This window comes from Psittacicella hinzii (assembly GCF_003585885.1).
Taxonomy (GTDB): Bacteria; Pseudomonadota; Gammaproteobacteria; order Enterobacterales; family Psittacicellaceae; genus Psittacicella.
The window spans coordinates 46,315-59,917 of the sequence record NZ_NRHC01000038.1 but is presented as its reverse complement, the minus strand read 5'-3'; the positions used below and the strand labels follow the sequence as shown (position 1 = coordinate 59,917).

General features: G+C 36.0%; 8 protein-coding genes and 1 pseudogene. All 9 read left to right on the top strand.

Going from position 1 to position 13,603, the window contains the following annotated elements; all coding sequences use genetic code 11:
* Window positions 1-417: 417 nt before the first annotated feature.
* The 9 genes and pseudogenes from secE to hemE all read left to right on the top strand — a co-directional run bounded on the left by secE (window position 418) and on the right by hemE (window position 13,601).
* Complete coding sequence (gene secE / locus CKF54_RS03640) at window positions 418-870, top strand: preprotein translocase subunit SecE (RefSeq protein WP_119524924.1); 453 nt, start codon at window positions 418-420, stop codon at window positions 868-870.
* 3 nt (window positions 871-873) lie between these two features.
* Window positions 874-1,533, top strand: a complete 660-nt coding sequence (locus CKF54_RS03635) for a transcription termination/antitermination protein NusG (protein ID WP_119524923.1) — start codon at window positions 874-876, stop codon at window positions 1,531-1,533.
* A gap of 164 nt (window positions 1,534-1,697) precedes the next feature.
* Entirely contained in the window at window positions 1,698-2,126 is a 429-nt protein-coding gene (rplK, locus tag CKF54_RS03630; protein ID WP_119524922.1) for a 50S ribosomal protein L11, read from the top strand.
* 6 nt (window positions 2,127-2,132) lie between these two features.
* The gene (gene rplA / locus CKF54_RS03625; RefSeq protein WP_119524921.1) at window positions 2,133-2,819 is read left to right on the top strand and encodes a 50S ribosomal protein L1; all 687 of its coding nucleotides are present in this window, start codon (window positions 2,133-2,135) and stop codon (window positions 2,817-2,819) included.
* Between the two features lie 210 nt (window positions 2,820-3,029).
* Window positions 3,030-3,533: a 50S ribosomal protein L10 gene (rplJ, locus tag CKF54_RS03620; protein WP_119524920.1), complete on the top strand. Its 504-nt coding sequence runs from the start codon at window positions 3,030-3,032 to the stop codon at window positions 3,531-3,533.
* Between the two features lie 38 nt (window positions 3,534-3,571).
* Window positions 3,572-3,940, top strand: a complete 369-nt coding sequence (rplL, locus tag CKF54_RS03615; RefSeq protein WP_119524919.1) for a 50S ribosomal protein L7/L12 — start codon at window positions 3,572-3,574, stop codon at window positions 3,938-3,940.
* A 116-nt stretch (window positions 3,941-4,056) separates the two neighbouring features.
* Window positions 4,057-8,124, top strand: a complete 4,068-nt coding sequence (rpoB, locus tag CKF54_RS03610; RefSeq protein ID WP_119524918.1) for a DNA-directed RNA polymerase subunit beta — start codon at window positions 4,057-4,059, stop codon at window positions 8,122-8,124.
* Window positions 8,125-8,141: 17 nt separating this feature from the next.
* Window positions 8,142-12,347, top strand: a pseudogene (gene rpoC / locus CKF54_RS03605) (DNA-directed RNA polymerase subunit beta'); the annotation flags it as partial.
* A 165-nt stretch (window positions 12,348-12,512) separates the two neighbouring features.
* The gene (gene hemE, locus CKF54_RS03600) at window positions 12,513-13,601 is read left to right on the top strand and encodes a uroporphyrinogen decarboxylase (RefSeq protein WP_119524916.1); all 1,089 of its coding nucleotides are present in this window, start codon (window positions 12,513-12,515) and stop codon (window positions 13,599-13,601) included.
* Window positions 13,602-13,603 lie beyond the last annotated feature (2 nt).

Below are 13,603 nucleotides of genomic sequence, written 5' to 3'. Positions count from 1 at the left end.
TTCGCTATCCGTGAAGGTGGCCGTACAGTAGGTGCTGGTGTTGTTGCTAACATCATCAAATAATAAAGGTTTTTAACCTAAAAAAAGAGAGCTTTGGCTCTCTTTTTTTTGTATTTAAGATCATTTCACACACATTCACCCATCACTCACATATTCACATAATCATTGTTGATAAATAATTACGTAAACAAACAGCTTTGCATACGTGATACCTTTATACATCTAAAGTCGCATTTGTGTTACTAAGTTTATATAATTCTTCTAATATAATTTCGATAAAGAGTAAAAAAAGTCATTTGAAGAAATTAAGTTAAAATTGAAAAACTTAACAATTTGTGGTAAACTAACTAAGTTATTTTATATAAAGTAAAGCTAGAAATAATAGCTACGTTAAAGATAGTTTTTTAGAGTTGTTCAATGAGTAATAACACATTAAATAAAAAGACACCAAGCAAACCAAAGAAGGCAAGTAGTTCGGTGTCATCAACTAAGCCTGAAGTTAAACAGCTTAGTTCAGCAGTAAATAGTATTCTATGGCTAGTTACTATAGCATTAGTTGTAGGTATCTCTTATGGTAATCAGTATTTAACTGAAGCTAATGTTAACCCAGTATTTCGCCTATTAGGTGTTGTGGTTGCAATTATATTAGCAGTTTTAGCATTTCTTGTAACAAATCAAGGTCGTAAATTTTTAAAATTTGCGATGGAAGCAATGCTAGAGTTAAAGAAAATTTATTACCCAACTAAAAAAGAAGCTCTACAAACTTCAATCATCGTTGTAGTAATCTCAGTTTTAGTATCATTCATGTTCTGGCTATTTGATTTTGTTATTCAATATTTTGTTAACTTAATCACAACTTGGAGATTCTAAACCATGGTAGACGTAAACGTTGATGAGTTTGACGATTTTGAAGAATTTGCTTCAGATGCTGAAGTTGAGCATTCAGAAGAAAAAGTAAGTCCAAGAGCGGAAAACTTCAACTGGTATATCTTACAAACTGTTTCTGGTTATGAGCAAAAAGCTTATCAATTACTAGAGGCGGCTATTAAGGACTCACAATACCAAGATTACTTTGGTCAAATGATTATCCCAGTTGAAACAGTAATTACTCGTACAGGTTCAAAAGTACGTAAAACAGAGAGAAAGTTATTCCCAAGTTATATTTTTATCCAAATGGAAGTTAACTTTACTACTTTGAACTTAGTACGTGGTGTAACTCACATCTTAGGTTTTGTTGGACACCAAAAAGGTAAACAACCTCAACCTATGAGAAAAGCTGAATTAGAGAATATCTTAAAATTAGTAAAAGATTCAGAACTATCTCCTAAAGAAACAATCAGATTTAAAGCTGGTGATCGCGTAATCATTAAGCGTGACGACTTTAAAAATTATGAAGGTGAAGTAGTTTCAGTAGATAAAAATTCAACTTCAGCTTCAGATGATAAAGTAAATGTTGCATTAAATTTTATGGGTGCTAAACGTATTATTGAGCTAAAAGCTTCTGATTTAGATATAGCGCCAACAGACAAATAATTATAAAAAAGCATGGTTAAAAAACTATGCTTTTTTTATTAAATTACTATTTACTAAAAAAATAACTTGTGCTATAATACACTACAGTGTTTTATGCACTAATAAAAATATTTTTTAACAGGGAAGTAGTTTTTAACTACGCTGACCCACAATAGGATTTTAAAATGGCTAAAAAAGTTCAAGCATACGTGAAATTACACGTTGCTGCTGGTATGGCAAACCCTGCTCCACCAGTTGGTCCTGCTTTAGGTCAACAAGGTGTTTCTATTATGGAATTCTGTAAGGCATTCAACGCTCGTACAGAAAGCATCGAAAAAGGTTTACCAGTTCCAGTAGTTATTACTGTATATTCAGATAAATCTTTTACTTTCGAAACTAAAACTCCACCAGCTTCAGTATTACTGAAAAAAGCAATGGGTTTAAAATCAGGTTCATCTCGTCCTAACAAAGATAAAGTAGGTGTTATCTCTAAAGATAAACTACGTGAAATCGCTGAAATGAAGAGTCCTGATTTAACGGGTGCTGACATCGAAGCGAAAATGAAAATTATCGCTGGTACAGCTCGTTCAATGGGTTTAGATGTTGAGGAGTAATTGATAATGGCTAAAGTAACTAAACGTCAAAAACTAATCAACAGCAAAGTTGATAAAACTAAAGTTTACGCTTTTGATGAAGCTGTAGCTTTATTAAAAGAAATCGCTTCACCTAAATTTGTTGAATCAGTAGATGTAGCTGTAAACTTAGGTATCGATCCTCGTAAATCAGACCAAACAGTTCGTGGTGCAACTGTATTACCTAACGGTACAGGTAAAACTGTACGTGTAGCGGTTTTCACAACTAACACTGAAGCAGCTTTAGCAGCTGGTGCAGATGTTGTTGGTATGGAAGATCTAGCAGCTTCAGTTAAAGCTGGTAACTTAGATTTTGATGTAGTAATTGCATCTCCAGAAGCTATGCGTGTTGTAGGTGCTTTAGGTACTGTTTTAGGTCCTAAAGGTTTAATGCCTAACCCTAAAGTAGGTACAGTAACTCCTAACGTTGCTGAAGCAGTTAAAAATGCTAAATCTGGTCAAGTACGTTTCCGTAACGATAAAGCAGGTATCGTACATGCTTCAATCGGTAAACTAGATTTCGAAGCTGCTGCTATCAAAGGTAACTTAGTAGCTTTATTAAATGCTTTACGTAAAGCTAAACCAGCTAACGCTAAAGGTGTTTACTTACAAAAAGTAAGCTTAAGCACAACTCAAGGTGCTGGTCTAGTAATTGATGTAACTGGTTTAGAGTAATATTTAAACAGTTAACAATTCATTCTCTTCTGACCTACATATTCGTGAGAATATGGTAAGTCTAAGACCGTAGGTGATGTAAATCTTAATTTCCTACGTAGATGGGGCAGATAATTAATATACAACTATTTCTTACTGCTTCCTGTTTGGTAATAAAGGTTTTTCCTTTATTTATTTCAATATCTCATACTGAGAACATGGAGCTATAAAATGGCGTTAAAATTAGAAGGCAAACAAGTAATTGTTGCTGAAGTGAACGAAGCTGCCAAAAGCGCTCTATCTGCCGTTGTTGCTAACGCTCGTGGTGTTACAGTAACAAAAATGACTGAGTTACGTAAAAAAGCTCGTGAAGCTGGTGTTAGCGTTCGTACAGTTCGTAACACTTTATTACGTCGTGCAGTTAAAGATACAGCTTTAGAAGTATTAACAGATACTTTCACAGGTCCTTCACTAGTAGCTTTCTCTAATGAACACCCAGGTGCTGCTGCTCGTTTATTCCGTGATTTCGCTAAAGAAAATCAATTATTCGAGATTAAAGGTGCTGCTTATAATGGTGAGTTCATTCCAGCTGCTAACATTGAAGTTCTTGCTTCATTACCAACTTTAGAAGAAGCATTAGCTCGCTTAGCTGGTACAATGAAAGAAGCTGCTGCAGGTAAACTTGCTCGTACACTTAAAGCTTATGCTGACAAATTAGAAGCAGAAGCTGCTTAATAAATTTTTATTAACAACAATTATTTGGAAAAAATACTATGTCATTAACTAAAGAACAAATTTTAGATGCAATTGCTGAAATGTCAGTAATGGAAGTTGTAGAATTAGTATCTGCAATGGAAGAAAAATTCGGTGTATCTGCTGCTGTAGCTGCTGTAGCTGTAGCTGGTGGTGCTGCTGAAGCTGCTGAAGAGAAAACTGAATTTGATGTTGAATTAAAATCAGTTGGTGCTAACAAAGTAGCTGTAATTAAAGCAGTTCGTACAGCAACAGGTTTAGGCTTAAAAGAAGCTAAAGATTTAGTAGAATCTGCACCAGTTAAAGTTAAAGAAGGTGTAGCTAAAGCTGAAGCTGAAGATCTGAAAAAAGCATTAGAAGAAGCAGGTGCTGAAGCTGAAGTTAAATAATAACTATTTTTAGTATAGATTATTATTAAACACTTATAAATCAAAAGAGCTGAGGGCTTACAAGTAAGTCTTCAGCTTTTTGTGCTTTTAAAATATTACTTAAATGAGGCGAATATATGTCGTTGACTTCCAGCGAAAAGAAACGAATTCGTAAAAATTTCGGTAAAAAGGAAGAAATCCTTAACGTACCATATCTACTTTCTATCCAAATCGAGTCTTTCAAGAAATTTATAACAAAAGATCCTGAAGGAAAACAAGGTTTAGAATCTGTATTCCGTTCTATTTTTCCTATTCAAAGTAATAATGGTTTAGCAGAACTGCAATATGTAGATTATGAACTAGGTGAATCATTATATAATCCACAAGAATGTCAAATTCGTGGACAAACTTATGCAGTTCCATTACACGTAAATTTACGTCTCGTTACATACGATAATAAAGCTACAAGACAAGTTCGTAACGCGAAAGAATCTCGTGTATACTTCGGTGAAATTCCAATTATGACTGAACACGGTTCATTCGTAATCAATGGTACCGAGTGTGTTGCTGTAAGTCAGTTACACCGTTCTCCTGGTGTAATTTTTGAATCAGATAAAGGGAAAACTCACTCTTCTGGTAAAACACTATATAGTGCTAGAATTATTCCATACCGTGGTTCATGGTTAGATTTTGAGTTCGATACTAAAGATATTATTAATATGCGTATCGACAAGCGTAAAAAATTACCAGCTACAGTAATTCTGCACGCTTTAGGTTATACCACTGAAGAAATCCTTGCTCAGTTTTTCTCAGAAGTAGCTTACCAAATCAGAAATGATAAGCTATATATTTCGACAAATATTTTCTCAAAAATTAAAGGTGAAGTTCTACCTTGGCCTATTCAAACAGACAGCAAAGTTTATAGTGAAGCTGGTCGTAAAGTTACAGAACGTGTTGTTAAGCAATTACGTGCTGATAATGTAGAGTGGGTAGAATGTCCTACAGAAATCTTAGCTGATCGTGTAGTACGTAAAGATATTCGTTCACGTGTGACTGATGATGTGCTATATAGAGCTAATGATGTATTACCTGTAGACGCTTTCCAAATCCTTTCTGAGCATTTAGTAAATAGTTTCTCAACTATTTATACTAATGAGTTAGAAGAGGGTGCTTATATTTCAGAAACATTAAGACGTGATCAGACTACAGATATCCCGTCAGCATGTTTTGAGATTTATAAAGTATTAAATGATGAACAATCTGATGCTGATACTGACATTAGTCACCGCGATTCAGATGTTTCAATTAAATACTTCAACAACTTATTATTCAACAAAGATAGATATGACTTATCAGTAGTAGGTCGTATGAAATTTAACCTATCTTTAGGTATTAGCAAAGATGAGGTTTCTGAAGAAGAATCTACATTACGTCCTAAAGATATCGTTAAAGTATTACAAAAATTAGTAGCTGTAAGAAATGGTACTCAATCAGTGGATGATGTTGACCACTTAGGTTTCCGTCGTATCCGTGCTGTTGGTGAAATGATTGAAAACCAATTCCGTGTGGGTCTAGTTCGTGTAGATCGCGCAGTACGTGAGCGTTTAACTCATGGTGATTTAGAAAACTTAACTCCACAAGCTCTAATTAACCATAAACCTGTTTCTTCAGCTGTAAGAGAGTTCTTCACTGGTTCTAAATTATCTCAATTTATGGATCAGAACAATGCTCTAGCTGAGGTAACTCACAAACGTCGTATTTCAGCTTTAGGTGCTGGTGGTGTTACTCGTGAGCGTGCAGATTTCGAAATTCGTGACGTACACGTAACTCACTATGGTCGTATTTGTCCAATCGAAACTCCAGAGGGACAAAACATCGGTCTAATTAATACCCTAGCAACATTTGCAAGAACAAATAAATATGGTTTCCTAGAAACTCCTTATCGTAAGGTAGTTAATGGTGTAGTTACTGAAGATTTTGAGTACTTATCACCTCTAGAAGAAAATACAGACGTTGTTATTGCGCAAGCAAATGCTAAGTTAAACCCAGATAATACTTTTGCTACAGAACTAGTTCCTGCACGTTGTGGTGGTGAAACTGGTATGTTCTTACCAGAACAAATTTCATACATGGACGTTTCTGCACAGCAAATCGTATCTGTAGCTGCTGCTTTAATCCCATTCCTTGAGCACGATGATGCTAAACGTGTTCTGATGGGTGCGAACATGCAGAAGCAAGCTGTACCAACATTAAAACCACAAAAACCTCTAGTAGGTACAGGTATGGAAAAAGTAGTTGCACTTGACTCAGGTGTTTCTATTGTTGCAAAACGTGGTGGTATTGTTGAGTATGTTGATGGCTCACGCATTGTTGTAAAAGTAAATGAAACTGAGTGTTTACCTGGAGATGCTGGTGTAGACATCTATAATGTAATTAAATATAGACGTTCTAACCAAAATACAGTAATTAACCAAACTCCATGTGTAAATGTAGGTGACAAGATTCAACGTGGTGAGGTGTTAGCTGATGGTTCAGCAACTGACTTAGGTGAATTAGCTTTAGGTCAGAACATGCGTATCGCATTCATTCCTTGGAATGGTTATAACTATGAAGACTCAATCTTAGTATCAGAAAGAGTTGTTCAAGATGACCGTTTTACGTCAATTCATATTCAAGAGTTAGTATGTTCTGCTCGTGAAACTAAACAGGGTAATGAAGAAATTACTGCTGATATTCCTAACGTGAATAAAGACTTATTAAGTAAACTTGATGAGTCAGGTATTATTCATATTGGTGCAGAAGTTAAAGGTGGTGATATTCTTGTTGGTCGTGTAACTCCTAAAACAGAGCAAAACACAACTAACTATGCTGAAATGAAGCTTTTAAACCAAATCTTCAACATTAAAGCAGCTGAAGTTAAAGATAACTCACTACGTGTACCAAACTCTGTATCAGGTACAGTTATCGATGTTCAAGTATTTACGCGTGAAGATGTGCCAAAAGATGCTCGTACTGAACGAATTCAATCAGAAATGTTAGCAAAAGCTGAAGCTGATATTCGTGAAGAAGTCGAGATTATTGTTGGCTCTATTACTGCTCGCATGCGTACTCTATTAATTAATAATGGTCATAGCGAGGAAAGTGTTGCAAGTGCTGATATTGCTAAACTTTCAACATTACACGTACAGGATCCTGAAGCTAGTGAAGAATTAAAACAATTATTTAAATTAGCTAAACAACACAAAAACAGTATTAAAGAACGTATTGAAGTTGAACGTGAGAAAATTCTTAAAACTGACAACTTACAACCTACAGTTCTAAAAACTGTAAAAGTTTACTTAGCTATTAAACGTCAAATTCAACCAGCTGATAAAATGGCAGGACGTCACGGTAATAAAGGGGTAATTTCAAAAATTAACCCAGTTGAAGACATGCCATATGATGAACACGGTTATCCTATTGACCTAGCATTAAACCCAATCGGGGTACCTTCTCGTATGAACGTAGGTCAGGTACTAGAAACTCACTTAGGTTTAGCTGCTAAAGGTATCGGTGATCAGATCAACAAGATGTTAGAAGCTAAAGCATCGGTTGAAAAATTAAGATCTTACATTCAAAAAGCATATGATGTAGGTCATAATAATCGTCAAAAAGTAGATTTAAGTGAATTTACAGACGAAGAGATTATCGTATTAGCTAATAACCTAAAAGATGGTTTACCTGTAGCTACTCCAGTATTTGATGGTGCTACTGAAGAAGAAATTAAAGATCTCCTACGTTTAGCAGAATTACCTACAACTGGTCAAATCACTTTATTTGATGGTAGAACTGGTAAGAAATTTGATCGTCCTGTAACAGTTGGTTACATGTACATGCTGAAACTTAACCACTTAGTAGATGATAAGATGCATGCTCGTTCAATTGGTTCTTACAGTTTAGTAACACAACAACCATTAGGTGGTAAGGCGCAGTTCGGTGGTCAGCGTTTTGGTGAGATGGAGGTATGGGCATTACAAGCATATGGTGCTGCATACACGCTTCAAGAAATGTTAACTGTTAAATCAGATGATATCGAAGGTCGTCGTCAGATCTTCCAAAACATCCTTGATGGTAAACAAGAAATGAAAGCGAATTTACCAGAACTATTTAACGTATTAATTAAAGAAATTCGCTCTTTAGGTCTAAATATGGACTTTGAAAAATAATCAAGGCGGCTTAATACATGAAAAATGCTAAAAACTATTTAGAGCAGATGCAAATTACAAGCTCTGATGACAATGAGTTTAATGCGATTACCATCAGTTTAGCAAGTCCAGAAACAATCAGAGGTTGGTCTCACGGTGAAGTTAAAAAACCTGAAACGATCAACTATCGTACATCTAAACCTGAAACTGACGGTTTATTCTGTGCTAAGATTTTCGGACCTGTGAATGATTACGAATGTTTATGTGGTAAATATAAACGTTTAAAACAACATCGCGGTGTAATTTGTTCAAAATGTGGCGTTGAAGTAACAAAATCATCTGTACGTCGTGAACGTATGGGTCACATTGAATTAGCTTCTCCTGTTGTTCATATCTGGTTCTTAAAATCATTACCAAGCAGAATTGGTACGATTTTAGATATGACATTAAATGATCTAGATCGTATTATTCGTTTTGATAGCTATGTAGTTGTTGATCCAGGTGTACACAGTGAATTAGAAAAAGGTATGCTCTTAACTCCAGAAGAGTATGATCAATTTGCAGAAATTCACGGTACAACAGATTGGACAGCATTAATGGGTGCTGAAGCAATTTTAGAACTCATTAAGCGCATTGATGTTAAAGCTGAAATTGAATTCCTAAAAAATGAATTAGAAACTACTAATTCAGAAACAAAACGTAAAAAATACTCTAAACGTCTGAAGTTACTAGATCTATTTGATAGATCTGGTAACAGACCAGAGTGGATGATTTTAACAGTATTACCTGTTCTTCCACCTGCTCTACGTCCATTAGTACCTTTAGATGGTGGTCGTTTCGCAACTGCTGACCTAAATGAACTTTATCGTTCAGTTATTAACCGTAACAATCGTTTAAAACGTTTAACAGATCCATCAAATCCTACTCCGGAAATGATTATCCGTAACGAAAAACGTATGTTACAGGAGTCAGTTGATGCTTTATTAGATAATGGTAGACGTAGTCGTCCAGTAACCGGTTCTAACAAACGTCCATTAAAATCTTTAGCAGATATCATTAAAGGTAAAAAAGGTCGTTTCCGTCAAAACTTATTAGGTAAGCGTGTTGACTATTCAGGTCGTTCGGTTATCTCTGTAGGTCCATACTTACAACTTCACCAATGTGGTTTACCAAAATTAATGGCAAAAGAGTTATTCCGTCCATTTGTTTACGGTAGATTAATGGCTACAGGTGCTGCTGATAGCATTAAATCAGCAAGAAGAATTGTAGAACGTGAAGAACCTGCATTATGGGATGCTTTAGATTATGTAATCAAAGAGCACCCAGTGTTACTAAACCGTGCACCTACGCTACACCGTCTTGGTATTCAGGCATTCGAACCTATTCTAATCGAAGGTAAAGTAATTCAACTTCACCCATTAGTGTGTGCGGCATTTAACGCCGACTTCGATGGTGACCAAATGGCGGTTCACGTACCATTAACATTAGAAGCTCAATTAGAAGCTCGTGTGTTAATGATGTCAAACAATAACATTCTTTCACCTGCAAACGGTGAACCGATTATCGTTCCTTCACAAGACATGGTGGTAGGTTTATACTACATGACTCGTGATTGTATTAACGTGAAAGGTGAAGGTATGATTTTTGCAAGTCCTAAACATGCAGAAATCGCATACCAAACTGGTGCAGCTGAATTACATGCTAAAGTAAAAGTACGTATTACTGAGTGGTTAGAAATTAATGAAGTACCTGAAGACAAATTATCTATTAGCCTACAAGAAAGTGCTGAAGATGGTTTAGTTCCAGTAACTACAGTTTACGATACAACTGTAGGTCGTGCGATCTTATGGCAAATTGCGCCTAAGAAAATGCGCTTCGAGATTTTCAACCGTCCTTTAGGTAAGAAACAAATTTCTCAAGTATTAAATACTTGTTATCGTGATTTAGGTAACGATGCTTCTGTAGCACTAGCTGACCAAATCATGTATACAGGTTTCAAATACGCAGCGTTATCAGGTACTTCAATCGGTATTGAAGATATGAAGATCCCTGCAGCTAAATATGAGATTGTAGAAAAAGCTTACGCTGAAGTAGCTGAAGTACAAAAACAATTAGCAGACGGTCTTGTAACTGCTGGTGAGAAATACAATAAAACAATTGATATTTGGTCAAGAGCTTCAGATCAGATTACTAAAGCAATGATGGCTAACATCGAGAAAGATGAAGTTGTTGATGCTGATGGTAATTTAGTACAGCAAGAATCAATGAACTCGTTATACATGATGTCAACATCAGGTGCCCGTGGTTCGATTGGTAACGTACGTCAATTATCAGGTATGCGTGGTCTAATGGCTCGTCCAGATGGTTCAATTATCGATACACCAATTACTTCGAACTTCCGTGAAGGTCTGAACGTACAAGAGTACTTCATTTCAACGCACGGTGCTCGTAAAGGTCTAGCGGATACAGCTCTTAAAACAGCTAACTCTGGTTATCTAACTCGTCGTCTAGTTGACGTTGCTCAAGACGTTGTTATTACTAAAGATGACTGTGGTACTGAAGAATCTATCTTAATGACTGCAGTTATTGAGGGTGGTGATATTAAAGAACGCCTACGTGACCGTGTATTAGGTCGTGTGGTAGCTAAAGATGTTATCTCTCCAGAAACTGATCAAGTATTAATTCGTCGTGGTGAGTTATTAACTGAAGAGTTATGTAACGTATTAGATGAAAACCATATCGATGCGGTACATGTTCGTTCTCCTGTACTATGTGAAAATGAACATGGTGTATGTGCGCACTGTTATGGTCGTGACTTAGCACGTGGTCAAATGATCTCTGAAGGTGAAGCTGTAGGTATTATAGCTGCTCAATCAATCGGTGAGCCTGGTACTCAGTTAACCATGCGTACTATCCACTTAGGTGGTGTTGCAACACGTGGTGCTTCAGAGAACTCGATTAAAGTTAAGACTGAAGGTTCTGTAAGATTAGAAGACTACAAAGTAGTTGAAAATCCAGATGGTGATTTAGTAATAGTATCTCGTAAAGCACAGTTAATTATCGTTGATAAGAATGGTACTAAACGTGAGGTTCACCGTGTACCTTATGGTGCTGTTCTGAAAATTAAAGACGGTGATGCTGTAGCAGTAGGTCAAGAAATTGCAACATGGGATTCACATAATACTCCAGTAATTTCTGATGTAACGGGTTATGCTAAATTTGTTGATATCGTAAGTGGTCAGTCAGTTAAAGAAGTATCTGATAGTTCAACAGGTATTTCAAGTATGACAGTACTTGATGTTGGTCAACGTCCACAATCAGCTAGAGACTTACGTCCAATGATTAAGATTGTTGATGAACAAGGTAACGATATCATCCTATCTGAAAGTAACTTACCGGCACAAATCCTATTACAACCTAAGACGATCGTATCTATTAGTGATGGTGATCGTATTGAAAAAGGTCGTCCAATTGCTCGTATGCCAATTGAAGGATCTGGTACTAAGGATATTACCGGTGGTCTTCCACGAGTTGCTGATCTATTTGAAGCTCGTCGTCCGAAAGAACCAGCAATTCTTGCTGAAATCGATGGACGTATTTCATTCTGTAAAGAAACTAAGGATAAAAAACGTATCCGTATCGTTCCATTAGAGCGTAATGGTGAAGTTGCAGGTGAAGCGTGGGAAGTGCTAGTTCCTAAATGGCGTACATTGAACGTATTCGACGGTGAAGAAGTGAAGAAAGGTGATGTGATCTCTGACGGTCCAGAAGCTTCACAAGATATCTTAAGATTACGTGGAGTTGTTGCCTTAACTGAATTCATTGTTGAGGAAGTACAACAAGTTTACCGTTTACAAGGTGTAAAAATCAACGATAAACACATTGAAGTAATTATCAGACAAATGTTAAGAAAAGTTGTAATTACTGATCCTGTTGATTCTGATTTTATCCTAGGTGAACAAGTAGATCTAGCTAAGATCTACGTAGAAAATAGAGCACGTCAACGTTTAGGTTTACCTTTAGTTGGCTATCGTCGTGAATTACTTGGTATTACTAAAGCATCTCTTGCTACAGAATCATTTATCTCTGCGGCTTCATTCCAAGAAACAGCTCGTGTTCTTGTAGAAGCAGCTATCGCAGGTAAGAAAGATGATCTACGTGGCTTAAAAGAGAACGTAGTAGTTGGTAGATTAATACCATCAGGTACTGGTTACGGTGAAGCAAAACGTAAAGAGTATCAACGTATCAGACAAGCTTTATTAGATTAATTTTTATGGTTAAATAACCGAAAGCTCATTTAAGTTTAGCCCTTCATAGAATTATGAGGGGCTTTTTTTATGCGACGAATATATGGGGTTTTCGTGGTATAATCTAGGAGACAAAATTTCTTTTGAGATGATAAGTTTTATATGACAAATAAATTAAAAAATGATTTATATCTTCGAGCTCTTTTGAGAGAGAATACTGAAAGAACTCCAGCTTGGATGATGAGACAGGCAGGAAGATATTTACCTGAGTATAGAGAGTTAAGGGCTAAAGCTGGAGACTTTATGTCTTTATGTAAAAACCCTGAGCTAGCTTGTGAAGTAACTTTACAACCCCTACGTAGATATCCACTAGATGCTGCTATTCTTTTTTCTGATATTTTAACTATCCCAGATGCTTTAGGTTTAGGTTTATACTTTGCTGCAGGTGAAGGTCCACACTTTGAAAGACCAATAAATAGTTTATCAGATGTAGAAAAACTAGGTATTTTAGATCCAAATCAATCTTTAAAATATGTTATGGATGCCGTAACAAAGATTAGAACGGAATTAAAAGGTGAAGTACCATTAATAGGCTTTAGTGGTAGTCCTTGGACACTTGCAACTTATATGGTTGAGGGGAAATCATCAAAGCAATTTACTAAAATTAAGAGTATGCTTTATTCAGATCCCCAAACTTTACATTCTCTACTAAAAAATCTTGCGCAAAATGTGGCTAATTATTTAAATGCGCAAATTGAAGCAGGTGCGCAATCAGTAATGATTTTTGATACGTGGGGAGGAATTTTAGGACATCGTGAGTATAAAGAATTTAGTTTAGCTTACATGGCTGAAATAATTTCTAACTTACATAGAGAATATAATGGTGTGCGCGTTCCTGTAACTGTATTCACAAAAGGTGGTGGAGTATGGTTAGAGGATATTGCTCAGTCAGGTACTGACGCTATAGGTGTTGACTGGACAGTTGATCTTGGGGTAGCTAGAAAACTCGTAGGAGATAAGGTAGCTATTCAAGGTAATGTAGATCCTTCTATCCTATACGGAACAAAAGAAAGTATTGAGAAAAATGTGCAGTTAGCTGTTGAAGATTATTCTTTAGGTAGAGATCTACATGATGCAGAATTTAATCGTGGTCATGTATTTAATTTAGGTCATGGAATTCATCAAGATGTTCCTGTTGAAAATCCTGCAATTATGTTAGAAGCATTACGCAAATATACTGAGAGAAAATAACT

What these genes read in the sequence shown, in the direction of transcription:
- secE (WP_119524924.1), top strand. Translation starts at nt 418, where the DNA reads ATGAGTAATAACACATTAAATAAAAAGACACCAAGCAAACCAAAGAAG.
- rplL (WP_119524919.1), top strand. Translation starts at nt 3,572, where the DNA reads ATGTCATTAACTAAAGAACAAATTTTAGATGCAATTGCTGAAATGTCA.
- rplA (WP_119524921.1), top strand. Translation starts at nt 2,133, where the DNA reads ATGGCTAAAGTAACTAAACGTCAAAAACTAATCAACAGCAAAGTTGAT.
- rplK (WP_119524922.1), top strand. Translation starts at nt 1,698, where the DNA reads ATGGCTAAAAAAGTTCAAGCATACGTGAAATTACACGTTGCTGCTGGT.
- CKF54_RS03635 (WP_119524923.1), top strand. Translation starts at nt 874, where the DNA reads ATGGTAGACGTAAACGTTGATGAGTTTGACGATTTTGAAGAATTTGCT.
- rplJ (WP_119524920.1), top strand. Translation starts at nt 3,030, where the DNA reads ATGGCGTTAAAATTAGAAGGCAAACAAGTAATTGTTGCTGAAGTGAAC.
- hemE (WP_119524916.1), top strand. Translation starts at nt 12,513, where the DNA reads ATGACAAATAAATTAAAAAATGATTTATATCTTCGAGCTCTTTTGAGA.
- rpoB (WP_119524918.1), top strand. Translation starts at nt 4,057, where the DNA reads ATGTCGTTGACTTCCAGCGAAAAGAAACGAATTCGTAAAAATTTCGGT.